The following is a 26,613-nucleotide window of genomic DNA, read 5'->3' as shown; positions in this document are numbered from 1 at the left end:
TCCATTTGACGGCTTTTTTCAGGCCCGCACAAGAATGGCGGGTCGCTTGTCCTCTAAAGGCTGCACACAGTATTCGCAATCTTCCGTGGAGAGGTGCGCGCGGGCGGGCGGTATTCCCTGTGAATTGGGGCTTGCCGCTTTCATTCCTTTGCTTTTTGAGCTTCCCTCAAATAGCTAAAGGTGATTCTGAAAATGGCTCCCGCGCCGTGCGGCCTTCAGGAGTTCAGGCCAAGAGAGTGAGCGATGTCTAAGATCCGGCAGGAGGTTGAATATCACGCGCCGCTCATCGAGCGCAGCAGTCGCCCGGGCGTGGTATTGCGGATCGTGCTGCTGGCGATCGTGCTGACTGCGTCGGCCGGTGCCTTCATCGTCTTCAAGAACCAGCTCGACAACGAGATCGTGCTCGGGATCCTCGGCGTGCTGGCCATGGTCGGCATATTCTTTTTCGTCTCCGCCATGATCGGCTTTATCGAGATCATGCCGCAGTCGCGTCCCGATGAACTCGCGCAAACCTTCGTCGATACCCAGTCGGACGGAACGCTGGTTACGGATCGGAAGGGCCGGATCGTGTACGCCAACGCCGCCTATGGGGCGTTGACGGGTGCCGCTCGTGAAAGCGACGCCCAGACGCTCGAAACTCTTTTTTCGCGGGACCGCGAGGCAAGCGAATCGGTCTATCGGCTGACGAACGGCCTGCACGAGGGGCAGGAGGGGGCGGAGGAATTTCGCCTGCTGAAAGCGCTGAACCCCGGCACAGGCGGTGGGTCCGGCGCGCGCTGGTACCGGCTGAAGGCGCGTGTGCTTCCGAACCGCGAAAAGGGCGGTCCGCCGCTCTACGTCTGGCAGATTGCCGATATCACCTCGGAGCGCGACGACCAGGAGCGTTTCTTCAAAGAGCTGCAAAACGCGATCGACTACCTCGATCACGCACCGGCCGGATTTTTCTCTGCAGGCCGCAGGGGTGAGATCGTCTATCTGAACGCGACGCTGGCCGACTGGCTCGGCATCGACCTGACAAAATTCCATCCCGGATCGTTCTCGATCGGCGATCTCGTCGCGGGCGAGGGGCTGGCGCTGGTGGAGTCGGTGCAGGCAGAGCCGGGAACAATGCGGACGAAAATTCTCGACCTCGACCTGCGCAAGTCGAATGGCCAAAGCTTGCCGGTTCGCCTCGTTCACCGTGTCAGTGCGATGCGCGACGGGGCACCGGGCGAAAGCCGAACCATCGTCCTGGCCCGCGATGTCGCTAACGACGGTGATGCCTTCGCGTCGAATGCCGCGATGCGCTTTACGCGATTCTTCAACAACACCCCGATGGCGATTGCTTCCGTCGATGGCGCCGGCCGTATCCTTCGTACCAACGCTCCATTCCTGAAGCTGTTTTCGGGCGTCGTTTCCCGCGACGACATCGACCGCGGCGCACGGCTGGAAACGATTGTGCACGAGAGCGACCGTCCACGGCTCGAGGCCGCACTTGAGGCGGCGCGGGATCGTCAGGGCGACATTCCGCCGATCGATTCGCTGCATCCGGGCGACGACGGGCGGCACTTCCGTTTCTACGTAAATGCCGTCATCGATCAGAGCGACCAGGCGCCGGAAGAGGCCGCGATCGTCTACGCCGTCGAGATCACCGAGCAGAAGGCGCTCGAGACGCAAATGGCGCAGACGCAGAAGATGAACGCGGTCGGCACGCTTGCGGGCGGCATCGCGCACGACTTTAATAACGTACTCACCGCGATCCTGCTCTCCTCCGACCATCTGCTTCTGTCGGCTCGTCCGTCGGATGCAAGTTTCGCCGATCTCATGGAGATCAAGCGAAACGCCAACCGTGCCGCCGTGCTCGTGCGCCAGTTGCTCGCCTTCTCGCGCAAGCAGACGATGCGGCCGACGGTGCTACAGATGACCGATGTCATCGGCGACCTGCGCATGCTCGTCGATCGCATGACCGGTACCAAGGTCAAGATCGAGGTGGATTATGGCCGTGACCTCTGGCCGGTGAAGTCCGATCTCGGCCAGTTCGAGCAGGTGCTGATCAACCTTGCGGTCAATGCGCGCGATGCGATGCCCGATGGCGGCACCATAACCTTCCGCACGCGCAATGTTTTTGCATCCGAGGTGGCAGCATACAACTATCGCGAACTGCCACCGGCGGATTATGTCGAGATTGATGTCGTCGACCAAGGCACCGGCATTCCGCCGGAAATCCGCGACAAGATCTTCGAGCCGTTCTTCACGACGAAGGATGTGGGCAAGGGAACCGGACTCGGGCTCTCCATGGTCTACGGCATCATCAAGCAGACGGGCGGCTATATCTTCGTCGATTCCGAATTGGGCAAGGGCACGACGTTCCGTATCTTCATGCCGCGCTACATCGAGGAAATCCCGGCGGTCGTTCCTCAGGTCGAGGCCACTATCGACAATGTGCCGCAGCTTGCCACCCCGGCATCGCCTGCCGCTGCAAAGGAACCGCGCGACCTGACCGGAGGCTCGGCTGTCGTGCTTCTCGTCGAGGACGAGGAGGCCGTGCGTCGCGGCGGCAAGCGTATGTTGGAAACGCGAGGATACACCGTTCACGAGGCCGGATCGGGGGTTGAGGCGCTCGACATCATGGAGGAGCTGGACGGTGCCGTGGATATCGTCGTTTCGGACGTGGTGATGCCGGAGATGGACGGGCCGTCACTTCTGCGTGAGCTGCGCAAGCGCTACCCGGACCTGAAGTTTATTTTTGTTTCCGGCTACGCCGAAGACGCTTTCGCCCGCAACCTGCCCGCCGATGCCAAGTTTGGCTTCTTGCCGAAGCCCTTCTCGCTGAAGCAATTGGCCGAGGCGGTTCGCGAGATGCTGGACGGCTAACCGTAATAGCGACAGAGCCCATCCGCATGGTGGGCATCTTTCTCAGTGAACCCAGAGCTTTTCTCCGGCCCATTGCGCAATGCCTGTGGCGCAGTCGGATGGCAGGTCGGAGCGCCGGTACTGTGAACGCTTGCTCCAATGTATCCGAGCGCGCTGGTGATCAGACAGCCAGCGCTACTGCAATTTCAGCTGCGAGCCGCGCGTTGTTCTCGACAAGGGCTATGTTGGTCGCAAGGCTGCGACCGTCGGTCAGGCGGAAGATGGTGTCGAGCAGGTAGGGTGTCACGGCCTTGCCGCTCACTTCGTCGCGCTCGGCATTGTCCAGTGCGCGCTCGATATAGATCTCCATCTCGCGGCGCGGGATTTCGTTTCCTGCCGGAACCGGGTTTGCGACGAGCATACCGCCGTCAATGCCGAGCTGTTCGCGAACAGCTTGGAAATTGGCAATCGCCGCCGGGCTGTTCAGCATCAGCGGGCTCGGCAGGCCGGAATCCCGAGACCAGAAGGCGGGGAAGTTCGGGCTGTCATAGGTGATGACCGGCACGCCACGGGTCTCGAGCACTTCGAGCGTCTTGGGAATATCCAGGATTGCCTTGGCGCCGGCACAGACGACGATGACGTCGGTACGCGCCAGTTCGTCGAGGTCCGCCGAAATGTCGAATGTCTCTTCCGCTTTGCGATGAACTCCGCCGATGCCGCCGGTGGCGAAGACGCGGATGCCAGCGCGTGCCGCGGCGATCATCGTCGCCGCTACCGTGGTGGCACCTGTGCGCCGCTCAGCAATGGCGAAGGCGAGGTCGGCGCGCGAGAGCTTCATTGCACCGCTGGTTTGCGCCAGCGCCTCCAGTGCGGAGTCGTCCAGACCGATGTGCAAGACGCCATCGATCACGGCGATGGTGGCCGGAACGGCGCCTTCCTCGCGGATGATCCGTTCAACGCTGCGTGCCATCTCCAAATTGCCGGGATAGGGCATGCCGTGCGTGATAATGGTGGATTCGAGGGCCACGAGTGGCGCACCGCGCTCTTTTGCGGCCGTGACTTCGGCGGAATAGGCGATCGGCAGGAGCGGGGGCGCGGATCTCGTCATCACATGGTCCTCGGGGCTCGAAGGTTTTTGGGCCGTGACAGCTTTTTTGGTTCCTGCCGTCTCATGACAGCATTTCCGCTTCGGACACAAGGCTTATGACGCGGGTGAGCAGTTCGGGTTCCAGTTCATCGGCCACGGCCAGCGGGGAGCGAACGGCGATCAGCGCTGCGGCAACGCCGTGACGAAGGGCAGTCGCGAGCGGTTCTCCGATCAGACGGGCCGAAATATAGCCGGATGCCAACGCATCGCCGGCTCCGGTCACGTCGCCGAGCGCTTCGAGGAGCGGGGGGGCAAGAGTGACGGCGCCGGTCGCATCGAAGGCAATTGCTGCTTCGCGTCCCCGGGTGACGACGCCTTCGACCAAGCCCGCATTGCGCAGCAGCTCCGGCCATCGTCGCGGATCGTCTGGCTGCGTCCCGGTCAGCGCGCGGGCCTCGGCCTCATTCATGAACAGGCAGGAGAGTGCGGAAAGTGCATCCTGGAAGCGGACGACCTTGGCAGGCGAAATGGCGATACCGAAGACAGGCTTGCCGTTGGAACGCGCGGTGCCGGCGATCGCGGCTACCGTTTCTGCCGGCAGGTTGGCATCTGTGACGATCGCCTTCGCCTCATTGAACGCCTCACGGACGGCGCGCTGCTGCAGGCGCCGCGGCGAGAAAAGGCGGTAGAGCTCCATGTCGGCGAGCGCGATCACCAGATTACCGTCGCGTTCGATGATCGCCGTGTAGCTCGGCGTCGCCCGATCGAGGAACGTGAACGGCGTATCCTCGACGCCTGCGGCGAGCGCAGCCGCAGCCACGATCTCCCCGTCATTGTCGCCGCCGCGGGGTGCTATGAGGCGCACGGCGTGACCGAGCCTTGAAAGATTGCGCGCCGCGTTGAAGGCGCCGCCGCCGGCCTCGACGAACCAACTGCCGGGGTTGCTTGCGCCGGACGCGGTTTCTCCGTGGATGCGCCCGCGGCGGTCGACATGCGCGCCGCCCAGGACGAGGATGGTTCCATCAGTCATTTTCCATCCTCTCGCCGGTTACGATTCGTTGCCACATGCCTCTCGCGCCACCTGACCACGCAGTGGTAGAATAACTGAAATGGCGGCGGAAACGAAAATAGAACACGCTGCGGAATATCTATATTAATCAAGAGCATGGTGTGCTGTTGCCAAGAGAGAACAAAAAGTGTACAAAACTTCCATCGGCGGCTTCATTGCCTGTCTGGCGTCAATAACCTAAAGGTGGAGCAAATGGCACAAAACACTTTGCGGCTCGTAGAGGACAAATCGGTGGACAAAAGCAAGGCACTCGAAGCGGCACTTTCTCAGATCGAGAGGTCGTTCGGCAAGGGCTCGATCATGAAGCTCGGCTCGAAAGATAGCGTCGTCGAGATCGAAACGATCCCGACCGGCTCGCTCGGTCTCGATATCGCGCTCGGGATCGGCGGACTGCCTAAGGGACGAATCATCGAGATCTACGGTCCGGAAAGCTCGGGCAAGACCACGATGGCGCTTCAGACGATCGCCGAAGCGCAGAAGAAGGGCGGCATTTGCGGCTTCGTCGATGCCGAGCACGCGCTCGATCCGGTCTATGCCCGCAAGCTCGGCGTCGATCTGGAAAATCTCCTGATCTCGCAGCCCGACAACGGTGAGCAGGCGCTTGAGATCACCGACGCGCTTGTGCGGTCCGGCGCCATCGATGTGCTCGTGATCGACTCCGTTGCCGCGTTGACGCCGCGCGCTGAAATCGAGGGCGAGATGGGCGACAGCCTGCCGGGTCTGCAGGCCCGCCTAATGAGCCAGGCGCTGCGCAAGCTGACGGCCTCTATCTCGCGCTCGAACACCATGGTCATCTTCATCAACCAGATCCGCATGAAGATCGGTGTCATGTTCGGCTCGCCGGAAACGACGACGGGCGGCAATGCGTTGAAGTTCTATGCCTCGGTTCGACTCGACATCCGCCGCATCGGCGCGGTCAAGGAGCGCGACGAGGTGATCGGCAACCAGACGAAGATCAAGGTCGTCAAGAACAAGATGGCCCCGCCCTTCAAGGAGGTCGAATTCGACATCATGTATGGTGAGGGCGTGTCCAAGACGGGCGAACTGATCGACCTCGGCGTCAAGGCCGGCATCGTCGAGAAGTCTGGTTCCTGGTTCTCCTATAACAGCCAGCGCCTGGGCCAGGGGCGCGAGAACGCGAAGCAGTTCCTGCGTGACAATCCGGACGCGGCGCGCGAGATCGAAATGGCACTCCGGCAGAATGCCGGTCTGATCGCCGACAAGTTGCTCGACAGCGGACCTGAGAAGGACGATGGAGACAGCCTAGCCGAGATGTGATCGGCGTCAAGGCCGCGGAATGGCGTAAGTGGATATCGGCTGGAATGCATGTTCCAGCCGATGCTGACTGGGACCAAGGTTAGCGAACGTCTCTGCCTCAGGGCAATGAGTAATGCATAACGAAAACCCGTCACGTGATCTCTCGCGTGACGGGCTTTTTGTTGACCCGGCACAGGGCCGGGTCTTTCTGTCATGTCGTCCTGGCCTCAGGCGGCCATGGCCTTCTGCAGGTTCTCATCGATCTTGTCGAGGAAGCCGGTTGTGGACAGCCACGGCTGATCAGGACCGATCAGGAGTGCCAGGTCCTTGGTCATGAAGCCGCTTTCGACGGTCTCGACGCAGACTTTTTCCAGCGTGCCGGCGAACTTGGCGAGTTCGACGTTGCCGTCGAGCTTGGCGCGGTGGGCGAGGCCACGTGTCCAGGCGAAGATCGAGGCGATCGAGTTGGTCGAGGTTTCCTCGCCCTTCTGGTGCTGGCGGTAGTGACGGGTCACGGTACCGTGCGCAGCTTCGGCTTCGACCGTTTGGCCATCCGGCGTCATCAGCACCGAGGTCATCAGGCCGAGCGAGCCAAAGCCCTGCGCGACGATGTCGGACTGCACGTCGCCGTCATAGTTCTTGCAGGCCCAGACATAACCGCCGGACCACTTCAGCGCTGAGGCGACCATGTCGTCAATCAGGCGGTGCTCGTACCAGATCTTCGCTTCCTTGAACTTTTCGGCGAATTCCTCGTCGAACACCTTCTGGAAGATGTCCTTGAAGCGGCCGTCATAGACCTTGAGGATTGTGTTCTTGGTCGAGAGGTAGACCGGCACCTTGCGCTGCAGGCCGTAGTTGAAGGAGGCGCGGGCGAATTCGGTGATCGAATCGTCGAGGTTGTACATACCCATGGCGACACCGGCGGACGGGGCATCGAAGACGTCGTATTCGATTTCCTTGCCGTCTTCACCGACGAACTTCATCGTCAGCTTGCCCTTGCCGGGGAACTTGAAGTCGGTGGCGCGATACTGGTCGCCGAAGGCGTGACGGCCGACGATGATCGGCTTGGTCCAGCCGGGGACGAGGCGCGGAACGTTCTTGCAGATGATCGGCTCGCGGAAGATGACGCCGCCGAGAATGTTGCGGATCGTGCCGTTCGGCGACTTCCACATCTTCTTCAGCTTGAACTCCTCGACGCGGGCCTCGTCCGGGGTGATCGTCGCGCACTTGACGCCGACGCCGTATTTCTTGATCGCGTTTGCAGCGTCGATCGTCACCTGGTCGTCGGTGGCGTCGCGGTTCTCCATGCCGAGATCAAAGTACTTCAGGTCGATGTCCAGATACGGATGGATCAGCTTGTCCTTGATGAACTGCCAAATGATGCGGGTCATCTCGTCGCCGTCGAGTTCGACGACCGGATTGGCGACCTTGATCTTTTTCATGGATTGCCTCGTAGCCTAGTGGGGCCGGATGCCCCGTTTCGTGAAGAAGGGATCGCGTGGGCCTATATCACTTAGGGCAGGGAAGGCAAAGCCGACCAAGGACTGAGGCGCTTTATTTTCGTTCGACAAGGAATATGCTCTGCGACTCAAGTATCGGGTCGCCTGCCGGCGCGAGCCGTATGCCGGAAAATGCCACAAATGGCGGGCAGATCGACAACGCCATATCACCTGGGGCATCAGTTCGCACAATCCGGTTTTCAGGAGACGTCTTTAATGCGCTATTTTTTTGCTGCCGCACTCCTCTTGGTGCCAACTGTTGGTTTTGCGGCCGACGCTACAGCGCCGGTGCGCGAAATCATGACCACGGCAACGAGTAATTGGGTCGATGTTGCCGACGATAACGACGACCCGCCGGACTACGTCGACTATTTCAACGACGAGTTCCTGCAGCGTCTCTACAGCAAGGATTTCATTGCCAAGTACCGCGAGGCAGCCAAGTATCCGGCGTACGAGGATGGTGGTTCGCCCTTCGACTATGACGTGATCGCTATGGGGCAGGACGGTTGCTCGATCAAGGACCTCAAGATTGAGGCAACGCAAGCTTTGGATGGCGTGACGACCGTAAAGACGACCTTCGACAACACGCATTGCTTCGGCGAGCGGGCGGCAGACTGGAAACCTGCCGAGGTGGATTTCAAGGTTGTCGAGGAGGGGGGCCGATCCGTCATCGACGACATCCTGCGGCCGCAGGATGGCGATCCGGGGTCCGTGAAAGCAGAAATGCTGGAAATTGCGAAACAGGGTGCCAATCCCCAGCCTGAGGAAGATATCGCGCCCGAATAGTCCGGCTTTCTTCCCTTTTTCTGCGGGATATGGCAGGGGACGCCACTTGGTACCGAGACGCCCGGTTTTAAAAAAAACGGGTCGCAATGAACGGATTGTACGGCGGTTGAACGAATGGCGGGCACAAACAGCGAGCGGCAACTGATTGCGGAGGGGCCGGCGATCATCCTGGTCCATCCTCAGCTTGGCGAGAACATCGGCATGGTCGCGCGCGCCATGGCCAATTTCGGCTTGGCCGAATTGCGGCTCGTCAATCCGCGTGATGGTTGGCCGAGCGAAAAGGCGATCTCGGCTGCGAGCAAGGCAGACCATGTAATTGCCGCGACCAAGGTCTTCTCGTCGCTGGAGGAGGCAGTCGCCGACCTCAACTTCGTCTATGCCACGACAGCACGCGACCGCTACGGCTACAAGGAGGTGCGCTCGCCGGTCGTTGCAGCCGAGACGCTGCGCCAGCGCTTCCGGGAAGGAGAGGCGACGGGCATCTTGTTCGGGCGCGAGCGTACCGGGCTCACGAACGAGGAGATTGCGCTCGCCGACGAGCTGGTGACATTTCCGGTCAACCCCGCCTTTGCTTCGCTCAACCTTGCCCAAGCCGTGCTTCTGATGAGCTACGAATGGATGAAGACGGGCATGTCTTCACCAGCGGAGACGGCCTTTGGCGCTTTGCCGCAGCGGCCGGCGAAGAAGGACGAATTGCAGGGTCTGTTCGACCATATGGAAGAGGCGCTCGACGCGCGTGGCTATTTCCGTCCCGCCGCCAAAAAGCCGAAATTGATCGAAAACCTGCGCTCCGCACTCACCCGTCCCTCCTTTACCGGCTCGGAGATCCAGGTCTTGCGCGGTATCGTTTCCTGTCTCGACCGATTCACGCGCGAGGCGCCACGCGGCGCCGGTGCACCAGCGTCAACGCCAAATCGCACAAGAAACAGAAGGCCGAAGGCCGCCCGTGGCGACGAATAATCCCAAACCCATCCTCATGTTCGACAGCGGCATCGGCGGATTGACGGTGCTGCGCGAGGCACGGGTGCTGATGCCGGAGCGGCATTTTATCTATGTCGCCGACGATGCGGGCTTTCCCTATGGTGGTTGGGAAGAGGACGCGCTGAAGAAACATATCATCGCGCTCTTTGACAGACTGTTGGCGCAGCACGATCCCGAGATTTGCGTCATCGCCTGCAACACGGCCTTCACGCTCGTTGGCGCCGATCTGCGCGCCACCTTTCCGAAAATGCGCTTCGTCGGCACCGTTCCGGCGATCAAGCCGGCCGCGGAGCGCACGCGTTCAGGTCTCGTATCCGTCTTGGCGACGCCGGGGACGGTCAAGCGCGCTTACACGCGCGACCTGATCCAATCGTTTGCCACGCAATGCCATGTGCGACTGGTCGGATCGGAAAACCTGGCCCGGATGGCGGAAGCCTATATCCGTGGCGAGACCTTGTCGGACGAAGCGGTAGAGGCGGAGATCGACCAGTGCTTTATCGAAAAGGACGGACGCAAGACCGACATCGTCGTGCTGGCCTGCACGCACTACCCCTTCATGGCCAATGTCTTCCGGCGGCTGGCGCCCTGGCCGGTCGACTGGCTCGATCCGGCGGAAGCGATTGCCCGCCAGACGCGCCGGCTGGTGCCCCCGCTCGAAATCCTGGCGCCGGGCGAGGACATCGCCGTCTTCACATCCAGCCAGCCCGATTTTGCCACGCGGCGTCTTATGCAGGGCTTTGGCTTGACCGTCTGATCCGGCGCGCTACCTAACCTTCCAGCAAAATCGGGTTGGGGAGGCGCCGATGCTTCGTGGCCGTTGTCATTGCGGCGATACCGTCTTCGAAATCGATAGCGAACTACCGCAGGCGCTGACGCGCTGCACCTGCACGTTCTGTTCGAAACGCGGCCACCTGTACGCCTACTACGAGCCGAACCAATTTCGCCTTGTCAGCGCGCCGAAACGCGACGTGATCTACCGATGGAATACGGGGCTAGTTGCGCACCATTTCTGCGACGGCTGCGGGTGCGGGCTTTATAGCGATAGCCCGGACTTTCAGATGGATGGAAGCTGGGACTGTGTGACGCGCCGGATCGGATCAATGCGAGGTTGCTGGACGACTTTGACGCGGCGGAGGCCCCGGTCACAGTCATCGACGGCAGGAATTTGTGGTAGCCACCTTCCTGTGGGTTTTTTCATTTACTTTCCCCGCGTCCGATTCTTTTCGTGCTAGGTCTCTGGCGTTTTCCCGGTCCGCGAGACCGGACGAATCGGTTTGGGTGGGCACGAGGCTAGTATGAAGGTCGGCATCGACATGGGAACGGCGCAGGGTGGCGCGCCGGCCGCGCTCGATATCGAGGAATTGCTCGCGACCCGTCTGCTCGTGCAGGGCAACTCCGGTTCCGGCAAATCGCACCTGCTGCGGCGCCTGCTTGAACAGTCAGCCCCCTGGGTGCAGCAGTGCATCATCGATCCGGAAGGCGATTTCGTCACGCTTGCCGACAAATTCGGCCATGTGGTCATCGAGGGCGAGCGCACCGACGCAGAACTGATTGGCATCGCGACCCGCATCCGCCAGCATCGTGTTTCCTGCGTCCTGTCCCTTGAAGGCCTCGAGGTCGAGCAGCAGATGCGCGCGGCCGGCATTTTCCTCAATGCCATGTTCGATGCGGATCGCGACTATTGGTATCCGGTCCTCGTGGTGGTCGATGAGGCGCAGATGTTCGCGCCGTCGGTCGCAGGCGACGTCGGCGAGGAGGCGCGCAAGGTCTCGCTCGGCGCAATGACCAATTTGATGTGCCGCGGACGTAAGCGGGGGCTCGCGGGCGTGATCGCTACGCAGCGCCTGGCGAAGCTTGCCAAGAACGTCGCCGCCGAGGCGTCGAACTTCCTGATGGGCCGCACCTTCCTCGACATCGACATGGCGCGCGCGGCAGATCTGCTCGGAATGGACCGCCGGCAGGCGGAAATGTTCCGCGATCTGAAGCGCGGCTCGTTTGTGGCGCTCGGACCGGCGCTGTCGCGCCGTCCGCTGCCGGTGACGATCGGCCCGGTCGAGACGTCCGCCCGCTCGACCAGCCCCAAGCTGATGCCGCTGCCCGAGGCGCCGCAGGACGTAGAGGACCTGATTTTTACGCCCGATCCGGAGGAGTTTACCCGACCCATCGTCCGCCGTGTCGCCCCACAGCCGCGACCAACCACCGATATTCTCGCCGAACTCTCCCGTGCCCGGCCCGAACCGGTCGCCGTCGAGCCGGCACGCCCGGCTGCTCCGGAGATGCCCGCCGAGGAACGTGAGGCACTGCTCGATCAGGTGCTTGCCGAAATCCTCGACAATCCCGGCGCCGCCTTCCGTGCCGATGCCGAGCTGTTCCAGGATTTTCTCGTGCGCTGCCGCATCCGCCGCGTTCCCGGCGCGCCGCTGTCGCTGCCGGCCTTTCGTCGCAAGATGGCAGTCGCGCGCTCCGGTGTTGACGCCGAGACCGCGACCACCGAGATCTGGGCGACGGCGCTGGAGCTGTCGCGCGCCGTGACCGAGGACCTGCAGGGCGTCTTCCTGCTCGTCGCGCAAGCTGCCGTCCGCGGTCTGCCGTGTCCGTCGGATGCGATGATCGCCCGCGCCTATGGCACCCATTCCGCCCGCCGCGCCCGCCGCCTGCTTGGTTATTTCGAAGAGCAGGGTTTAATTGTCGTTCACAGCGATCTCGCCGGCCTGAGAATCGTTGCCTTCCCTGATCTGGCCTGTGAGACCCAGCCGGGCGACGCCAATGGGCCGGACCTGACCGACACCCTGCGTTCTGCGGCGGAATAAGCGCGATTTTCTCGTGCTTTTGCATTGACTTTGCCGGCCTTTCCACATATTCACCGCCCCAACGCCGGGCAGAGATGTCCGGTGTTTCATTTGACATGTCCCGTGGCTTCTCCGGTCCGCGTATCGTGAGAAACCTGTCAGAAGGCCAGCATGGCATTCAGAGGAGGGCGTGTTTCCTTGATCCGGTTTGGAAACAAACCGGTGTAACTGATTGAAAGGAAATGCGATGAGCAAGCGCGCTTCATCCAAGTACAAAATTGACCGCCGTATGGGCGAAAACATCTGGGGCCGTCCGAAGTCCCCGGTAAACCGCCGTGAATACGGCCCGGGCCAGCACGGCCAGCGCCGCAAGTCCAAGCTCTCCGACTTCGGCGTGCAGCTGCGCGCCAAGCAGAAGCTGAAGGGCTACTACGGCGATATCCGTGAGAAGCAGTTCCGCGCGATCTACGACGAAGCCAACCGCCGCAAGGGCGATGCCTCGGAGAACCTGATCGGTCTTCTCGAATCGCGTCTCGACGCGATCGTCTACCGCGCCAAGTTCGTTCCGACAGTCTTTGCTGCCCGTCAGTTCGTCAACCACGGCCACGTCAAGGTCAACGGCGTTCGCGTCAACATCGGCTCGTACCGTTGCAAGGCGGGCGACGTGATCGAAGTCAAGGAAAAGTCCAAGCAGCTCGTTTCGGTTCTGGAATCGGTTCAGCTCGCAGAACGTGACGTTCCGGACTACATCGAAGTCGACCATAACAAGATGGTTGCGACCTACGCTCGCGTTCCGGGCCTGTCCGACGTACCGTACCCGGTCGTCATGGAACCGAACCTGGTCGTCGAATTCTATTCGCGTTAATCCTGGTCTCGACCAATGGACTTGGAAGCCGCCCCCACCGGGCGGCTTTCTTCGTTCTGGACTTGGCAATTGCCAGGGCTGCAAGGCGGGTGCGCAGAAACTGCTTGATCTTGGCGCACTCGACAGGCAATTCCTCCTGCAGCACAAAGGATCACGTTCGGTCACGCAACCGGACAGGAGCGGGATGATGAACGTCGCAGCCAGCACCAACAGCAGCGAATTCGCAGAGGTCGAGGCGGCGGACGTTGCCATCGATCATCCGCTTTTTTCGCAAATGCCATCGTCGGTTTCGTTCAACAAGCTGCGCAAGCGATTGCTGCGGCAGGTCCGCCAGGCGATGGACGATTTTTCGATGCTCAAGGGGCAGAAGCGCTGGCTCATCGGGCTTTCCGGCGGCAAGGACAGCTACGGCCTGCTGGCGCTGCTCCTGGACCTGCAATGGCGTGGCTTGTTGCCGGTGGAACTGATCGCCTGCAACCTCGACCAGGGGCAGCCGAACTTTCCCAAGCACATTTTGCCGGACTATCTTGCCTCGACCGGCGTAAAGCATCGGATCGAGTACCGCGATACCTATTCGGTGGTGAAGGAAAAGGTGCCCGAAGGGGCGACCTACTGCTCGCTCTGCTCGCGGCTGCGGCGCGGCAACCTCTACCGGATCGCACGGGAAGAGGGATGCGACGCATTGGTCCTCGGCCATCATCGGGAAGACATTCTCGAAACCTTCTTCATGAATTTCTTCCACGGTGGGCGGCTGGCCTCCATGCCGGCAAAGCTTCTCAATGACGACGGCGACCTGATGGTGCTGCGGCCGCTTGCCTACGCTGCCGAGGACGATCTCGCCAAGTTCGCGACGGCAATGCAGTTTCCCATCATTCCCTGCGACCTCTGCGGTTCACAGGACGGCCTGCAGCGCAATGCGATGAAGGCGATGCTCGCCGACATCGAGACACGCATGCCCGGCCGCAAGGATGCAATGTTGCGCGCCTTGGGCCATGTAAACCCGTCCCACCTTCTCGACCCGGCACTGTTCGATTTCTCCTCCCTTGCAGCGGTACAATCGCATGACGATACAGTTTGACATCAACGCTCTCGCTTTTCTTCTCAGCGAAGCGGCGGAGGCCGAAATCCGCCCGCGCTTTCGCGCGCTCGCGGAAGGCGACGTTCGGACGAAGACAAGCGCGATCGATCTGGTGACAGAGGCCGATGAGGCGGCCGAGCGGTATATCAAGGCCGGCATGGAAGCCGTACTTCCGGGTGCGCTGTTCATAGGCGAGGAGAGCGTGGCGGCTGATCCGGCGCTACTGCCGAAACTTGCGGATGCGGATCTGGCGGTGATCGTCGATCCAATCGACGGAACGTTCAATTTCGCAGCCGGCGTGCCGCTGTTCGGCGTCATGGCGGCGGTCGTCGCCGGCGGGGAAACGATTGCCGGCGTGATCTACGATCCGATGGGAGACGATTTCGTTCTGGCCGAGCGTGGAGCTGGCGCGTGGCAGACCGGCGGGAATCGCCCTGCGGCTCGGTTGAAGGCGACTGGTGCCGTGCCACTCGCAGAGATGACTGGGATGGCCTCGACCGGCTTTCTGCCGGCCGAAAAGCGGGCGCGGGTCATGGCTAATCTCGCCAAGGTCGCGTTTGCCTCGAACTACCGCTGCGCCGCCCATGAGTACCGCACATTTGCGGCCGGGCACCTGCACTATCTGATGTACAACAAGCTCATGCCCTGGGATCACCTTGCCGGCACACTGATCAGCCAGGAGGCCGGCGCGTATGCAGCGCGCTTCGACGGCTCCGCCTACGAGCCGCGGCATGTCGAGGGCGGTCTCCTGATCGCGCCCGACAAGGAAAGTTGGGAAATGATGCGTCGCGACGTTTTCGTCGACTGAAGATAATTTGGGGAAAGTGAAGGGCCTGGATGTTTCGTCCGGGCCCTTTCGTTGCTGCAGATAGATCAGGCCGGCTTGCTGTGGGCCTGGAATAGCTTACCCCGTTCCGCAATCAGAACGAACGCGAGCCCAACGAAACCGACCGAAAAGAATCCTAGCACAAGCGGCAACGCCGTACCGTTGAAGGCCTGGCCTATGGCGCCACCGATGACGGCGCCACCGGCCGTGCCCATGAAGCCGAGCACAGAGGAAGCCGTGCCGGCGACGTGGCCCAGCGGCTCCATTGCCAGCGAATTGAAATTCGAACCGATCCAGCCGAACTGGAACATCGCCAGTGCAAACAGGGTGATGAAGATCGGGAACGGCACATGTCCCGGCCAGGCCAGCGTGAATGCCAGCCAGATCGCGTTCACCGTCAAAAAGCCGACCAGCGCCCCATGCGAAAGGCGCCGCATGCCGAAGCTTCCGACCAACCTCGCATTGACGAAAGACGAAAGTGCCATGAAGGCGGCAACGGCGGCAAACGCGACCGGAAACCAGACACCGAGCCCGTAAATGCCGACATAGATCTGCTGGGCGGAATTGATGAAGCCGAACAATGCACCGAAGATGAAGGTGCTTGCCAGCGTGTAGCAGAGCGCCACGCGGTTCGTCAGGACAATCCGAAATCCCTCCAGGACGGAGGCCGGCGTAAAGGGGCGAACATCTTCTGGCGCCAGCGTCTCCGGCAGGCGGAAGTACATCCAGGCGGTCACGAGCGCCGCCATGACGCCCATGAAGATGAAGATCAGGTGCCAGTCGCCGAACAGCATGACGACCTGGCCGGCGCCTGGCGCTAGAACGGGAATGATCATGAACACCATCATGATCAGCGACATGACCTCCGCCATCGCCCGGCCGCCAAAGATGTCGCGCACGATCGAGACGGTGATGACGCGCATGGCCGAGGAGCCGATGCCCTGCACGAAGCGCAGCACCAGCAGTGCCGCAAAGCTCGGAACGAGGACGGCAACAAACGACGAAACGATGTAGATGCCGAGCCCGACAAACATCGGGATTCGGCGCCCGAACCGGTCGGAGATAGGCCCGTAGAGCAACTGGGCAAATGCGAAGCCGATCAGGTACGCGGAAATCACGTACTGCCGGTGGTTTTCATTCTCCACGCCAAGGCTCGCGCCGATCTGCTGGAGGCCGGGCAGCATGATGTCGATGGCAAGCGCGTTCAGCGCCATCAGCATCGCCATCAGTGCAATAAACTCTGTTTTGCCCATGCCGTTGAGGCGCCGGGCAGATTCTTCCGAAAGTGCCGTCATAACAAAATTCCATAAAATGAGAGAAGGCGCCGTTGGGAGCGGCGCCTCGATCAATTCAAGTCTGCAGACGGCGAGGGAGCCTTATGCGGCGCCCTTGACTGCAATCCCTTGTCCTTCGAGGTGGGACTTCAGTTCGCCGGACTGGAACATTTCGCGGACGATGTCACAGCCGCCGACAAACTCACCCTTGATATAGAGCTGCGGAATCGTCGGCCAGTTGGAATAGTCCTTGATGCCCTGGCGGAGGTCGGCATCTTCGAGCACGTTGATGCCCTTGTAGTCGACGCCGACATAGTCGAGAATCTGCACGACCTGACCGGAGAAGCCGCACTGCGGAAACTGCGGGGTGCCCTTCATGAAGAGCACGACGTCGTTGTTCTTGACCTCGTTGTCGATGAAACCGTGAATGCCGCTCATTTCGAATCCCTTTATCTATCCGGGTTCAAGGCCCGGACTGCTACGTTGCCCCTAAATAGCATGCGCGGGGTGATTTTCCATCACCCCGCGTCGATATGTTCCATCAAATCTCATGATGGGAGAGCCTTGCCCTTAGGGGCGACGACGCTGCTTGCTGCGCGCGGCAGCCGTCCGACGCCGGCTCACCTGCTTGCGGGCCGGCTTTGGCTTCAAGGCGGCCTCGACGATATCCGCGAGGATGCCGCCAGACTTTGACTTGCTGGTACGACGGCGGGTTCGTCGCGTTTTCGCCTTTCGCACGCCGGACTTGTTCAGCACCTCCTTCAAGGCACTGCTGACGACCCCGGAAACGAACTCTTCAATGACCCCCGCCATCGCCGCGATTCTACTCCGGCGCCGATGTCTGAAGTGCGAGCGCGTGGAGAATGCCGCCCATGTTGCCCTTCAGCGCGTTGTAGACCATCTGGTGCTGCTGCACGCGGGTCTTGCCACGAAATGCTTCCGCGACAACTTCGGCGGCGTAGTGATCCCCATCGCCCGCGAGATCCCGGATCGTGACCTTGGCCCCTGGAATGCCGGCCTTGATCATGTCTTCGATTTCACCTGGTGCCATGGGCATGTGATGCACTCCCTTTCGTTATTCGGCGGCAGCCGCTGCGTTCGAGCTACCATCCATGAAGTCAGGGAACCACGAATCATGGGCGTCGCGCAATCGCTCAATCGACACCGCCAACAGGTCGTCGACAACGAGGCTGGTGCCTTCGACCGTGCCGAGGCGACGGAAGGGCACGCCGGCGCCTTCTGCGTTAGCGCACAGGAAGTTGGCAAGGTCTGCTGGTATCGTAACGACGTAGCGCGCCTGGTCTTCGCCGAAGAGCAGGGCATGCGCCGGGCCGTTTGTTTCCGAAAGGCTGATCTTCATGCCCTTGCCGGAGGCCATGACCATTTCGGCGAGCGCGACGGCAAGGCCGCCAGACGAAATGTCGTGGCAGGCGCTGACCTGTCCGTTGCGGATCGCCGAGCGGACGAAATCGCCGTTGCGCCGCTCATCGGCGAGGTCGACCGCTGGTGCTGGGCCATCGACGATGCCGAGCACGTCACGCAGGTAGACCGACTGGCCGAGATGGCTGCCGTCGACCCCGATCATGATGACATGATCGCCTTCGTTCGCGCTGCCGACCTTGGCCATGGCCGCCCAGTCAGGCAGCAGGCCCACGCCCGCGATAGTCGGGGTCGGCAGGATCGCAATGCCATTCGTCTCGTTGTAGAGCGAGACGTTGCCCGAAACGATCGGGAAGTCGAGCGCGCGGCAGGCCTCGCCAATACCTTGGATGGCCTTGACGAACTGGCCCATGATGTCGGGCTTTTCCGGATTGCCGAAGTTCAGGTTGTCGGTGGCCGCCAGCGGTTCGGCGCCGGTGGCGGTGATGTTGCGCCAGCATTCGGCGACTGCCTGCTTTCCGCCCTCGAACGGATCGGCCTCGACATACCGTGGGGTAACGTCGGAGGAGAAGGCAAGCGCCTTGGTAGGATGCCCCTCGACGCGCACGACCCCAGCATCGCCACCCGGGATCTGCAGCGAATTGCCCTGGATCAGTGTGTCGTACTGTTCGTAGACCCACCGGCGGCTTGACTGGTTCGGCGAGCCGACGAGCTTCAGGAGTGCCAGGCCGTAGTCGTTCGGCTCGGCGACGAGCGAAGCGGGAAGGGGAGCGGCCTTGCCCGGCTCGCGCCAGGGCCGGTCGTATTCCGGTGCTTCGTCGCCCAGTTCCTTGATCGGCAGGTTCGCCACTTCCTCGCCCTGGTGCAGGATGCGGAAGCGCAGGTCGTCGGTCGTGTGGCCGACGATCGCGAAATCAAGACCCCATTTGTGGAAGATGGCTTCCGCTTCCTGCTCCTTTTCAGGGCGAAGGACCATCAGCATCCGCTCCTGGCTTTCCGACAGCATCATCTCATAGGCAGTCATGCGCTCCTCGCGCACCGGCACGAGGTCGAGGTTCAGCTCGATGCCGAGATCGCCCTTGGCACCCATTTCGACGGCCGAGCAGGTCAGGCCCGCCGCTCCCATGTCCTGGATGGCGATGACCGCGCCCGTCTGCATCAGTTCGAGGCAGGCCTCCAGCAGGCATTTTTCGGTGAAGGGGTCGCCGACCTGCACGGTCGGGCGCTTTTCTTCGATCGACTCGTCAAATTCGGCCGATGCCATCGTCGCCCCGCCGACGCCGTCACGGCCCGTCTTGGCGCCGAGATAGACGACGGGCAGGCCGACGCCCTCGGCCTTCGAGTAGAAGATGCCATCCGTCTTGGCGAGGCCTGCGGCGAAGGCGTTGACGAGGATGTTGCCGTTGTAGCGCGGGTCGAACTCGACCTCGCCACCGACGGTCGGAACGCCGAAGGAGTTACCGTAGCCGCCGACACCGGCGACAACACCTGAAACCAGGTGACGCGTCTTCGGATGATCGGGTGCGCCAAAACGCAGTGCATTCATCGCAGCGACGGGGCGAGCGCCCATGGTGAAGACGTCGCGCAGGATGCCGCCGACGCCGGTGGCAGCGCCTTGGTAGGGTTCGATATAGGAGGGGTGGTTGTGGCTCTCCATCTTGAAGACGACGCAGTCGCCGTCATCGATGTCGACCACGCCAGCGTTCTCGCCCGGACCCTGGATGACGCGCGGCCCCTTGGTGGGCAGCGTCCGCAACCAGCGCTTGGAGGACTTGTAGGAGCAGTGCTCGTTCCACATCGCCGAGAAGATGCCGAGCTCGGTGAAGGTCGGCTCGCGACCGATCAGCGACAGGATGCGCTCATATTCATCCGGCTTCAGGCCATGGGCGGCGATAAGCTCCTGGGTGATCGGGCGGCTGTTGGAGATGGTCATCGTCTCTCGTCTTGTCCGTGGGAGTGGGCTTTGCGGTCTCTTTAGCGCATGCGGAAGACCGGCGCGACAGGAAAATGGCTACCTCAACAAGAGGTGGGCCGGGTTCAGAGGACTTCGCTCAGCCGCTCGGCAGGCCGGCAGAGGCGGGCGCCTTTCCTCGTGATCACGATGGGCCGTTCAATGAGGATCGGGTTCTCCAGCATGGCATCCACCAACTCGCGATCGGAACGCGCAGGATCGAGAAGCCCGAGCTCCTTGGTCAGCGGCTCCTTGGTGCGCAGGATGTCACGCGGAGAGGCGTCCATGGCCATCAGGATACTGACGAGCTCCTCGCGCGTCGGCGGGTGCTTCAGGTACTCGATGATTTCAGGCTCAAGTCCAGCCTCGCGGATCATCGCGAGAACGTTCCGGGAGGTCGAGCAGCGGGGATTGTGGAGGATCTGGATGGTCATGACGCCCTAGAAAAAAAGCGAGGCCGGAGGGGAAGATGAGTTCCCGTCCGGTGGGTGGACGATGAAGTGTTCATGCAGTCAGTAACTGCTTGAGTCTACCTAGCGGCAGCCGGCGCCGCCGGCGGCCCACCGCTTGACGTCCGTCGCAATGCGGCTGGATACGGGCTCATCCATCAGCGGCCCGAAGGCGCTGAGCTTGGCCGGTTGACCCTCTGCCTGAACCACCAGCAGCGGCCGGGCTTCGGGCGAGCGGCGCGGCACGACGAGGATACGGGGTTTTCCGGAGAAGGAATTCAGTTCCGGCGCAAGGCGGTAGGCCTTGAAGGCGGCGTCGCCGGACTTGAACCAGCACGCATTGGCGCCGAGCGCAATCCGTTCCATCGTCGGTAGGGCGGCAGTGCTTGCCTTTGGTGCCGGCGGGGCCGACTGGCATGCGGACACGAGGCCAGCGACCGCAAGAACAAACGGAATGAAGGCCTTGGAGGAGGCAATGGGGCGCATGACGAGCCTTTCAGACGGGACAGGCGCCCCTGATACGGGCGTAAGGTTAAGCGGCGATTACATCGAGTGCCGAGGCGAAGAGGCCGCGGCCGTCGGATCCGCCGTGGGCGGCTTCGATCAGGTTCTCCGGATGCGGCATCATGCCGAGAATATTGCCCTTCTCGTTCATCACACCTGCGATATCATTCAGCGAACCGTTCGGGTTGGTACCCTCGGCATAGCGGAAGACGACTTGACCGTTGCCCTCGATCCGAGCGAGCGTGTCCGCATCGGCAAAGAAGTTGCCGTCGTGATGGGCGACCGGGCAACGCAGGATCTGCCCCTTGCTGTATGCACGGGTGAAATCCGTCTCAGCGTTTGCCACCTCTAGCCTGATCTCCTTGCAGACGAACTTCAGCGAGGCATTGCGCATCAATGCGCCGGGCAGCAGCCCCGCCTCGAGCAGGATCTGGAAGCCGTTGCAGACGCCGAGAACCTTCACCCCGGCCTCGGCCTTCGCCTTGATCGCCTGCATCACCGGCATCCGTGCGGCGATTGCGCCGCAACGCAGGTAGTCGCCATAAGAGAAACCGCCGGGAATGACGATCAGGTCGACGCCGTCCGGAATCTCGGTTTCGGTCTGCCAGACGGTGACGGGCACCTTGCCGCCGATCTTGGTGAGGGCCGCGATCATGTCGCGGTCGCGGTTGAGGCCTGGGAGCTGGACGACGGCTGATTTCATGGGTGGGGCTCAAACTTTGCCTGGGCCTCTGCGAGTTCACGCAATTCGAGGCGGTTTTCGATACGGTCGAGGCGCTGGTCTACGCGATCAAGTCGCGTGTAGATCTGGTGAACATCCATCTGCATGGAGGCAACGACACCACGCAGATTTCTCAATTCGGTCTTCATGCTGGCGGTATCGAATTTCAGGGAAGAAACGTCTCCCTGGATTTTCTTCAGCATGTCGTAGATCAGATCGCCATCGACAGTCGCCATCATTGATCCTCAACTTCTAGGCGAGTGAGATGGTGTAGTTCTCGATCACCGTGTTCGCCAGAAGTTTCTCGCACATGTCCTTCAGTTCCGCTTCCGCCTTGGCCTTGTCGGCGGTCTGCAGTTCGAGGTCGAAGACCTTGCCCTGGCGGACATGGCCGACGCCATCAAAACCGAGCGCGCCGAGCGCGCCTTCGATCGCCTTGCCCTGGGGGTCGAGAACGCCGTTCTTCAGCGTGACCGTTACGCGTGCCTTGATCATGTGTTCCTCTTCAGACGCTTTTTTCATTTGGCCGTGCGGCCTGGGCGGGAAGAGACCCGCCCGCGATTACTTGACCAGAACGGGACCCGTGCCGCGGATCGGCTCGTTCTCGTTGATGATTCCGAGCCGGCGGGCGACTTCCTGGTAGGCTTCCAGCAATCCACCCATGTCGCGGCGAAAACGGTCCTTGTCCATTTTCTCCTGGGTGTTGACGTCCCAGAGACGGCAGCTATCCGGTGAAATCTCGTCGGCGATGATGATGCGCATCATGTCGCCTTCGTAGAGGCGGCCGCATTCGATCTTGAAGTCGACGAGCTGGATGCCAACGCCGAGGAAAAGGCCGGAGAGGAAATCGTTGACACGGATGGCGAGCGCCATGATGTCGTCGAGTTCCTGCGGGCTCGCCCAGCCGAACGCGGTGATGTGTTCCTCGGAGACGAGCGGGTCGTCCAGGTTGTCGGCCTTGAAGTAGAACTCGATGATCGAACGCGGCAGCACTGTGCCTTCCTCGATGCCGAGGCGCTTTGAAAGCGAGCCGGCGGCGACGTTGCGCACAACCACTTCAAGCGGGATGATCTCGACTTCCTTGATCAACTGCTCGCGCATGTTCAGGCGGCGGATGAAGTGGGTCGGGATGCCCATCTTGTTGAGATGGGTGAAGAGGTACTCGGAAATCCGGTTGTTGAGCACGCCCTTGCCGTCGATGACGTCATGCTTCTTCTTGTTGAAGGCGGTGGCGTCGTCTTTGAAAAACTGGATCAGCGTGCCCGGCTCAGGACCCTCATAGAGAATCTTGGCCTTGCCCTCGTAAATACGGCGGCGACGGTTCATTGATTTTGTCTCTGCAGTTGGCGTCCTTGGGTGACGCAGATATCATTTCTTTCCCGGGTCCTTAAACGAATTGGGCCGCTTTAACAATCGGCCTGTGTCCCGATCCCCTTAATTCCGGGCTTTCGGGTCACTGCTTGACGAAAGGCATTTGCACTTTCGACACGCTTTTGATTTATGGGATCCGGAAGCCCAATGGGATTGCGTTGAATACACATATTAGGGGAGTCGGTACATGACCGCCATGCAGGATCGCGAAAAGGCTTTTGAAGCAAAGTTCGCTCTGGACGAAGAGCTTCGGTTTAAGGCTGAAGTTCGGCGCAACAAGCTCATCGGCCTTTGGGCGGCCGACCTGCTCGGCAAGAGCGATCGCGAGGCTTATGCCAAGGAAGTGATCGCTGCCGATTTCGAGGAAGTCGGACACGAGGACGTCGTGCGCAAGATCAAGGCCGATTTCGATGCTGCCGGCATTGTCAAGAGCGAGGACGACATTCGCGTGCAGATGCTCGAACTTCTCGGTGTGGCGGTCGAGCAGGTCCAGAACACCTGAGTTTACAGGCTACAGCCGCTCGGGTGGGCTGACAGGCCAGCAGGAGAATTAGAAAGGGCGCGGCTTTGACCGCGCCTTTTCTGTGTCAGGCGCCGAAGACGCGCTTGAAGATCGTATCGACGTGCTTGGTGTGGTAGCCGAGGTCGAATTTCTCGCGGATATCCTCTTCCGACAGCGCGGCACGCACTTCCTGGTCGGCCAGCAGTTCCTCAAGAAAGTCCTTGCCTTCTTCCCAGACCCGCATGGCGTTGCGCTGGACGAGACGATAGCTGTCTTCCCGTGAAACTCCAGCCTGGGTGAGCGCAAGGAGAACACGTTGCGAGTGAACAAGTCCGCGGAACTTGTTGAGGTTCTTCATCATGTTCTCAGGATAGACGAGCAGCTTGTCGATGACGCCGGCCAGGCGGTGCAGGGCAAAGTCGAGCGTGACTGTCGTGTCGGGGCCGATCGCGCGCTCGACGCTCGAATGGCTGATGTCGCGCTCGTGCCACAGGGCGACGTTCTCCATCGCCGGCACGACCGACATGCGTACGAGGCGAGCCAGGCCCGTCAGGTTCTCGGTAAGCACCGGGTTCCGCTTATGCGGCATGGCCGACGATCCCTTCTGGCCGGGCGAGAAGAATTCCTCTGCCTCCAGCACCTCGGTGCGCTGCATATGACGAATCTCAATCGCGATGTTCTCGATCGAGGACGCAATGACGCCGAGCGTGGCGAAGAACATCGCGTGGCGATCGCGCGGGATCACCTGCGTGGAGACGGGTTCCGGGACGAGGCCGAGGGCGGCGCAGACGTGTTCTTCGACGCGTGGGTCAATATTTGCAAAGGTGCCGACGGCCCCTGAGATCGCGCCGGTCGCGATTTCTGCGCGTGCAGCGACAAGGCGCGCGCGATTGCGGTCCATCTCGGCGTAGAAGCGGGCAAGGGTCAGGCCCATCGTCGTTGGTTCGGCATGGATGCCGTGGCTGCGGCCGATGCGGACGGTGTCCTTGTGCTCGAAGGCGCGCGCCTTCAGTGCGGCAAGCACGCGGTCGAGGCCGGCCAGCAGGATGTCGGAGGCGCGGACGAGCTGTATGTTGAGGGTCGTGTCGAGCACATCCGAAGACGTCATGCCCTGGTGAACGAAGCGGGCGTCGGGACCGACGATCTCAGCCAGATGCGTCAGAAACGCAATGACGTCATGCTTCGTGACGGCTTCGATCTCGTCGATGCGGGCGACGTCGAAGACGGCCTTGCCGCCCTTATCCCAGATGGTCTTTGCCGCTTCCTTGGGGATGACGCCGAGTTCCGCGAGGGCATCACAGGCGTGCGCCTCGATCTCGAACCAGATGCGGAATTTCGTTTCGGGCGACCAGATGGCGACCATGTCCGGGCGGGAATAACGGGGGATCATCGGCTTTCAGCTTTCTCTGGGAGGAGTGTTGGCGCCCCTCTACCAAGAAAGACGTCCAAGCTCAACGCATGGCTTTAGCTAGCCAGAGGCTCACGCCCGCAAGAACGGGCAGCCCGGCCGGAAGATACAGCCCCAGCCCCATGACGGCAAACTGATAGACCCCGGAAGCGGATGTGCCGATGAACTGGCGGAAACCCATCCATGTCAGAATTGGGTGGTGCCACTGGGCGTAGAAGGACCGGTATTCCATTGCGAAGAGAAAAGCGGTCATCGCAATCGTGCCGAGTGCGAGCAGCACAAAGCAGGCGGCAAAGCGCGTCTCGATGCGGCCGTGCCGGCTCAGAAGGCGGGCCGCCGGCACGATGAACGGCCAGGCAAACAGACCGCCGGCGAAAAAAAGGATCATCAATTCCGTGAAGTGGAATGTCTCGAGGCGATTTCGAAGGTAAAGGGATACGATCGCCGAGAGGGACATTAGCATGCCCCAACCAATTGCACCCAAGAGAAGTTTCGACAGTGGTGGGAAAAGCGGAACGGTGCTGACCTCCGACGCTTGTCTGGACCTCGAACCTCCGGATGCCGCATCCGTGCTCATGGCTTCAGCGGCACGGCAAGCCACCGCCCGTCGAGGCCCTCGAAGCCGAAGCGGAGCAGCATGACAAGGGCAACGTGGATTGGCTGGGCCCCACCCTGATAGGTGACCATGCCTGAGATCCGGTACCCGGTCGGGCAGCCGCGGCTCTGTGGGAGACGGTCATCACGATAGACCGTTTCGTTCACCACCTCGCCGGCCTTTTCCGTGAAAGCCAGTTGGAACCCTACGCTGCGTTCGATGAGACCTTTGCAGGTATCCGGCACTGGAGCTTCGGTTTCGGTCAGTTTTAACGTGTAGGGCTGGCCGAACCTCGGCTCGGAGGCAAACTCGTAATAGCGAATGGTATCAGGCGCGGGGCCGACTTCGCTGTAGGGGTTGAGGGCGACGATCTGACCCGGATTGTCGTTCAGGCTGTAGCGCGCCACGAGAGGATTGGCCTTTGCCGCGGCTTCAGCCCGCACGCGCCGCAGGCTGGAGTCGTTTTCCGGCGCCTGGACGCGGATCGGGGTGCCTGAAAGATACGAGTCCTTCGCGGTGTCGATGAAATAGATGTTCGAGTAGGCCGATCCCGATCCATCCTGAATGCCGAATTCCTCGTAGGCGAAGATGGCGCCGTCGGTGGAAAACCCGATCGGCCGGACTTGCGCAAAATCACCGGCCAATGCCCAGGCCGGCGCTAGCAGGGCGCCGGCGGCCAAGGCGATGATCTTGCCGGATAGTCTCAAGCGCGTGCCCCTTCCGCATTCGCGCGCAGAGTTTCAATCGTTTTGCGATAGGCGTCAACATGGCCGCCACCGAAGACGGCCGAGCCGGCGACGAAGACGTTTGCGCCAGCAGCAGCCGGTCGGGCGATCGTATCGACGGTAATGCCGCCATCGACCTGAAGTTCGATCGGACGGTCCGCGATCATTTTGCGGATGCGCGCAATCTTCTCTTCCATGGCCGGGATGAACCTCTGGCCGCCGAAGCCGGGATTCACTGTCATCACCAGAATGAGGTCGAGCTTGTCGAGAAGATATTCGACGACGGACTCGGGCGTCGCGGGATTGATCGAGACGCCGGCCTTCTTGCCGAGTGCCTTGATTGCCTGAATGGACCGATCGAGATGCGGGCCGGCTTCTGCATGCACCGTGATGCCGTCGCAGCCGGCCTTGGCGAACGCTTCCAGATAGGGGTCTGCCGGAGCGATCATCAGGTGGCAGTCGAAGAAGGCATCGGTATGCGGCCGAAGCGACTTGATCACATCGGGGCCGTACGAGATGTTCGGCACGAAATGTCCGTCCATGATGTCGAGATGGATCCAATCGGCGCCGGCGGCGACGACGTCGCGCACCTCCTGGCCAAGCTTGGCATAGTCGGCGGCGAGGATGGACGGGGCGATCCGGATGGGGCTGGGCATGGCTTGGG

General features: G+C 61.4%; 28 protein-coding genes. 10 read left to right on the top strand and 18 right to left on the bottom strand.

The genetic code is table 11. From position 1 onward, the window contains the following. Positions 1-243 precede the first annotated feature (243 nt). Positions 244-2,853: a PAS domain-containing sensor histidine kinase gene (locus IB238_RS08045; protein WP_192245115.1), complete on the top strand. Its 2,610-nt coding sequence runs from the start codon at positions 244-246 to the stop codon at positions 2,851-2,853. Between the two features lie 160 nt (positions 2,854-3,013). Here the strand turns inward: IB238_RS08045 and IB238_RS08040 are convergent, their stop codons facing one another. Beyond that, a complete protein-coding gene (locus tag IB238_RS08040) occupies positions 3,014-3,940 on the bottom strand; it encodes a pseudouridine-5'-phosphate glycosidase (protein WP_192245113.1) in 927 nt (308 codons plus the stop codon). Positions 3,941-4,001: 61 nt separating this feature from the next. Further along, positions 4,002-4,949: a carbohydrate kinase family protein gene (locus IB238_RS08035; RefSeq protein WP_192245111.1), complete on the bottom strand. Its 948-nt coding sequence runs from the start codon at positions 4,947-4,949 to the stop codon at positions 4,002-4,004. 231 nt (positions 4,950-5,180) lie between these two features. Here IB238_RS08035 and recA point away from each other — a divergent pair, with 231 nt between their 5' ends. Beyond that, positions 5,181-6,266 (top strand): recombinase RecA, encoded by a 1,086-nt coding sequence (recA, locus tag IB238_RS08030; protein ID WP_192245109.1) that lies wholly within the window; start codon positions 5,181-5,183, stop codon positions 6,264-6,266. A gap of 206 nt (positions 6,267-6,472) precedes the next feature. On the opposite strand, the gene IB238_RS08025 is transcribed toward recA, so the two are convergent. Further along, complete coding sequence (locus IB238_RS08025) at positions 6,473-7,687, bottom strand: NADP-dependent isocitrate dehydrogenase (protein WP_192245107.1); 1,215 nt, start codon at positions 7,685-7,687, stop codon at positions 6,473-6,475. A gap of 273 nt (positions 7,688-7,960) precedes the next feature. Between IB238_RS08025 and IB238_RS08020 the strand changes: the two genes are divergently transcribed. The 7 genes from IB238_RS08020 (at position 7,961) to IB238_RS07990 (ending at position 15,051) form a co-directional block, all read left to right on the top strand. Continuing rightward, positions 7,961-8,530, top strand: coding sequence for a hypothetical protein (locus tag IB238_RS08020; RefSeq protein ID WP_192245105.1), 570 nt, complete (start codon positions 7,961-7,963; stop codon positions 8,528-8,530). A gap of 114 nt (positions 8,531-8,644) precedes the next feature. After that, on the top strand, positions 8,645-9,490 hold the full coding sequence (locus IB238_RS08015) for an RNA methyltransferase (protein WP_192245103.1): 846 nt from the start codon (positions 8,645-8,647) through the stop codon (positions 9,488-9,490). 16 nt (positions 9,491-9,506) lie between these two features. Further along, complete coding sequence (murI, locus tag IB238_RS08010) at positions 9,507-10,265, top strand: glutamate racemase (protein ID WP_192247504.1); 759 nt, start codon at positions 9,507-9,509, stop codon at positions 10,263-10,265. Between the two features lie 541 nt (positions 10,266-10,806). Next, entirely contained in the window at positions 10,807-12,321 is a 1,515-nt protein-coding gene (locus tag IB238_RS08005; protein ID WP_192245101.1) for an ATP-binding protein, read from the top strand. Positions 12,322-12,547: 226 nt separating this feature from the next. Beyond that, positions 12,548-13,165 (top strand): 30S ribosomal protein S4, encoded by a 618-nt coding sequence (gene rpsD / locus IB238_RS08000; RefSeq protein WP_192245099.1) that lies wholly within the window; start codon positions 12,548-12,550, stop codon positions 13,163-13,165. A 187-nt stretch (positions 13,166-13,352) separates the two neighbouring features. After that, positions 13,353-14,243, top strand: coding sequence for a tRNA 2-thiocytidine(32) synthetase TtcA (gene ttcA / locus IB238_RS07995; protein WP_192245097.1), 891 nt, complete (start codon positions 13,353-13,355; stop codon positions 14,241-14,243). Continuing rightward, a complete protein-coding gene (locus IB238_RS07990; RefSeq protein WP_192245095.1) occupies positions 14,227-15,051 on the top strand; it encodes an inositol monophosphatase family protein in 825 nt (274 codons plus the stop codon). The genes ttcA and IB238_RS07990 overlap by 17 nt, the downstream gene beginning before the upstream one ends. Positions 15,052-15,116: 65 nt before the next feature. Here IB238_RS07990 and IB238_RS07985 read toward each other — a convergent pair whose 3' ends face one another. From IB238_RS07985 to purC, 11 genes are all read right to left on the bottom strand, one after another. Beyond that, a complete protein-coding gene (locus IB238_RS07985; RefSeq protein WP_192247501.1) occupies positions 15,117-16,322 on the bottom strand; it encodes a multidrug effflux MFS transporter in 1,206 nt (401 codons plus the stop codon). A 123-nt stretch (positions 16,323-16,445) separates the two neighbouring features. Beyond that, a complete protein-coding gene (gene grxD / locus IB238_RS07980) occupies positions 16,446-16,781 on the bottom strand; it encodes a Grx4 family monothiol glutaredoxin (RefSeq protein ID WP_192245093.1) in 336 nt (111 codons plus the stop codon). Positions 16,782-16,913: 132 nt separating this feature from the next. Next, positions 16,914-17,156 (bottom strand): hypothetical protein, encoded by a 243-nt coding sequence (locus IB238_RS07975; RefSeq protein WP_192245091.1) that lies wholly within the window; start codon positions 17,154-17,156, stop codon positions 16,914-16,916. Between the two features lie 10 nt (positions 17,157-17,166). Beyond that, the gene (locus IB238_RS07970; protein WP_112599856.1) at positions 17,167-17,400 is read right to left on the bottom strand and encodes a BolA family transcriptional regulator; all 234 of its coding nucleotides are present in this window, start codon (positions 17,398-17,400) and stop codon (positions 17,167-17,169) included. 18 nt (positions 17,401-17,418) lie between these two features. Beyond that, entirely contained in the window at positions 17,419-19,656 is a 2,238-nt protein-coding gene (purL, locus tag IB238_RS07965; protein WP_192245089.1) for a phosphoribosylformylglycinamidine synthase subunit PurL, read from the bottom strand. A 104-nt stretch (positions 19,657-19,760) separates the two neighbouring features. After that, positions 19,761-20,108: an arsenate reductase (glutaredoxin) gene (gene arsC, locus IB238_RS07960; protein WP_192245087.1), complete on the bottom strand. Its 348-nt coding sequence runs from the start codon at positions 20,106-20,108 to the stop codon at positions 19,761-19,763. 99 nt (positions 20,109-20,207) lie between these two features. Then, positions 20,208-20,609: a hypothetical protein gene (locus tag IB238_RS07955; protein ID WP_192245085.1), complete on the bottom strand. Its 402-nt coding sequence runs from the start codon at positions 20,607-20,609 to the stop codon at positions 20,208-20,210. A gap of 46 nt (positions 20,610-20,655) precedes the next feature. After that, positions 20,656-21,330 (bottom strand): phosphoribosylformylglycinamidine synthase subunit PurQ, encoded by a 675-nt coding sequence (gene purQ / locus IB238_RS07950; RefSeq protein WP_192245083.1) that lies wholly within the window; start codon positions 21,328-21,330, stop codon positions 20,656-20,658. Beyond that, positions 21,327-21,584, bottom strand: a complete 258-nt coding sequence (locus tag IB238_RS07945) for a hypothetical protein (RefSeq protein ID WP_192245081.1) — start codon at positions 21,582-21,584, stop codon at positions 21,327-21,329. The genes purQ and IB238_RS07945 overlap by 4 nt, the downstream gene beginning before the upstream one ends. 16 nt (positions 21,585-21,600) lie before the next feature. Then, positions 21,601-21,843, bottom strand: a complete 243-nt coding sequence (gene purS, locus IB238_RS07940) for a phosphoribosylformylglycinamidine synthase subunit PurS (protein ID WP_192245079.1) — start codon at positions 21,841-21,843, stop codon at positions 21,601-21,603. 66 nt (positions 21,844-21,909) lie between these two features. Continuing rightward, positions 21,910-22,674: a phosphoribosylaminoimidazolesuccinocarboxamide synthase gene (purC, locus tag IB238_RS07935; RefSeq protein WP_192245077.1), complete on the bottom strand. Its 765-nt coding sequence runs from the start codon at positions 22,672-22,674 to the stop codon at positions 21,910-21,912. Between the two features lie 232 nt (positions 22,675-22,906). On the opposite strand from purC, the gene IB238_RS07930 reads away from it, so the two are divergent. Further along, complete coding sequence (locus tag IB238_RS07930; RefSeq protein WP_192245075.1) at positions 22,907-23,221, top strand: DUF1476 domain-containing protein; 315 nt, start codon at positions 22,907-22,909, stop codon at positions 23,219-23,221. A gap of 85 nt (positions 23,222-23,306) precedes the next feature. On the opposite strand, the gene purB is transcribed toward IB238_RS07930, so the two are convergent. From purB to rpe, 4 genes are all read right to left on the bottom strand, one after another. Further along, the gene (gene purB, locus IB238_RS07925) at positions 23,307-24,611 is read right to left on the bottom strand and encodes an adenylosuccinate lyase (RefSeq protein WP_192245073.1); all 1,305 of its coding nucleotides are present in this window, start codon (positions 24,609-24,611) and stop codon (positions 23,307-23,309) included. A 61-nt stretch (positions 24,612-24,672) separates the two neighbouring features. After that, the gene (locus IB238_RS07920) at positions 24,673-25,017 is read right to left on the bottom strand and encodes a hypothetical protein (RefSeq protein WP_246723501.1); all 345 of its coding nucleotides are present in this window, start codon (positions 25,015-25,017) and stop codon (positions 24,673-24,675) included. A gap of 185 nt (positions 25,018-25,202) precedes the next feature. Further along, positions 25,203-25,931, bottom strand: coding sequence for a DUF2259 domain-containing protein (locus IB238_RS07915; RefSeq protein WP_192245071.1), 729 nt, complete (start codon positions 25,929-25,931; stop codon positions 25,203-25,205). Further along, positions 25,928-26,605 carry a ribulose-phosphate 3-epimerase gene (gene rpe, locus IB238_RS07910; protein WP_192245069.1) on the bottom strand — a complete coding sequence of 226 codons (678 nt, stop codon included), beginning with the start codon at positions 26,603-26,605 and terminating at the stop codon, positions 25,928-25,930. Before rpe ends, IB238_RS07915 begins: the two co-directional genes overlap by 4 nt. Positions 26,606-26,613 lie beyond the last annotated feature (8 nt).

It is taken from the genome of Rhizobium sp. ARZ01 (assembly GCF_014851675.1).
In the GTDB taxonomy this organism is placed as follows: domain Bacteria; phylum Pseudomonadota; class Alphaproteobacteria; order Rhizobiales; family Rhizobiaceae; genus Mycoplana.
This window is presented reverse-complemented; position numbering and strand designations above follow the sequence as displayed.

Excerpts from the sequence above, each read along its gene's own strand:
- IB238_RS08045 (WP_192245115.1), top strand. The coding sequence starts at position 244 with ATGTCTAAGATCCGGCAGGAGGTTGAATATCACGCGCCGCTCATCGAG.
- IB238_RS08040 (WP_192245113.1), bottom strand. The coding sequence starts at position 3,940 with ATGACGAGATCCGCGCCCCCGCTCCTGCCGATCGCCTATTCCGCCGAA.
- IB238_RS08035 (WP_192245111.1), bottom strand. The coding sequence starts at position 4,949 with ATGACTGATGGAACCATCCTCGTCCTGGGCGGCGCGCATGTCGACCGC.
- recA (WP_192245109.1), top strand. The coding sequence starts at position 5,181 with ATGGCACAAAACACTTTGCGGCTCGTAGAGGACAAATCGGTGGACAAA.
- IB238_RS08025 (WP_192245107.1), bottom strand. The coding sequence starts at position 7,687 with ATGAAAAAGATCAAGGTCGCCAATCCGGTCGTCGAACTCGACGGCGAC.
- IB238_RS08020 (WP_192245105.1), top strand. The coding sequence starts at position 7,961 with ATGCGCTATTTTTTTGCTGCCGCACTCCTCTTGGTGCCAACTGTTGGT.
- IB238_RS08015 (WP_192245103.1), top strand. The coding sequence starts at position 8,645 with ATGGCGGGCACAAACAGCGAGCGGCAACTGATTGCGGAGGGGCCGGCG.
- murI (WP_192247504.1), top strand. The coding sequence starts at position 9,507 with ATGTTCGACAGCGGCATCGGCGGATTGACGGTGCTGCGCGAGGCACGG.
- IB238_RS08005 (WP_192245101.1), top strand. The coding sequence starts at position 10,807 with ATGAAGGTCGGCATCGACATGGGAACGGCGCAGGGTGGCGCGCCGGCC.
- rpsD (WP_192245099.1), top strand. The coding sequence starts at position 12,548 with ATGAGCAAGCGCGCTTCATCCAAGTACAAAATTGACCGCCGTATGGGC.
- ttcA (WP_192245097.1), top strand. The coding sequence starts at position 13,353 with ATGAACGTCGCAGCCAGCACCAACAGCAGCGAATTCGCAGAGGTCGAG.
- IB238_RS07990 (WP_192245095.1), top strand. The coding sequence starts at position 14,227 with ATGACGATACAGTTTGACATCAACGCTCTCGCTTTTCTTCTCAGCGAA.
- IB238_RS07985 (WP_192247501.1), bottom strand. The coding sequence starts at position 16,322 with ATGGGCAAAACAGAGTTTATTGCACTGATGGCGATGCTGATGGCGCTG.
- grxD (WP_192245093.1), bottom strand. The coding sequence starts at position 16,781 with ATGAGCGGCATTCACGGTTTCATCGACAACGAGGTCAAGAACAACGAC.
- IB238_RS07975 (WP_192245091.1), bottom strand. The coding sequence starts at position 17,156 with ATGGCGGGGGTCATTGAAGAGTTCGTTTCCGGGGTCGTCAGCAGTGCC.
- IB238_RS07970 (WP_112599856.1), bottom strand. The coding sequence starts at position 17,400 with ATGCCCATGGCACCAGGTGAAATCGAAGACATGATCAAGGCCGGCATT.
- purL (WP_192245089.1), bottom strand. The coding sequence starts at position 19,656 with ATGACCATCTCCAACAGCCGCCCGATCACCCAGGAGCTTATCGCCGCC.
- arsC (WP_192245087.1), bottom strand. The coding sequence starts at position 20,108 with ATGACCATCCAGATCCTCCACAATCCCCGCTGCTCGACCTCCCGGAAC.
- IB238_RS07955 (WP_192245085.1), bottom strand. The coding sequence starts at position 20,609 with ATGCGCCCCATTGCCTCCTCCAAGGCCTTCATTCCGTTTGTTCTTGCG.
- purQ (WP_192245083.1), bottom strand. The coding sequence starts at position 21,330 with ATGAAATCAGCCGTCGTCCAGCTCCCAGGCCTCAACCGCGACCGCGAC.
- IB238_RS07945 (WP_192245081.1), bottom strand. The coding sequence starts at position 21,584 with ATGGCGACTGTCGATGGCGATCTGATCTACGACATGCTGAAGAAAATC.
- purS (WP_192245079.1), bottom strand. The coding sequence starts at position 21,843 with ATGATCAAGGCACGCGTAACGGTCACGCTGAAGAACGGCGTTCTCGAC.
- purC (WP_192245077.1), bottom strand. The coding sequence starts at position 22,674 with ATGAACCGTCGCCGCCGTATTTACGAGGGCAAGGCCAAGATTCTCTAT.
- IB238_RS07930 (WP_192245075.1), top strand. The coding sequence starts at position 22,907 with ATGACCGCCATGCAGGATCGCGAAAAGGCTTTTGAAGCAAAGTTCGCT.
- purB (WP_192245073.1), bottom strand. The coding sequence starts at position 24,611 with ATGATCCCCCGTTATTCCCGCCCGGACATGGTCGCCATCTGGTCGCCC.
- IB238_RS07920 (WP_246723501.1), bottom strand. The coding sequence starts at position 25,017 with ATGATCCTTTTTTTCGCCGGCGGTCTGTTTGCCTGGCCGTTCATCGTG.
- rpe (WP_192245069.1), bottom strand. The coding sequence starts at position 26,605 with ATGCCCAGCCCCATCCGGATCGCCCCGTCCATCCTCGCCGCCGACTAT.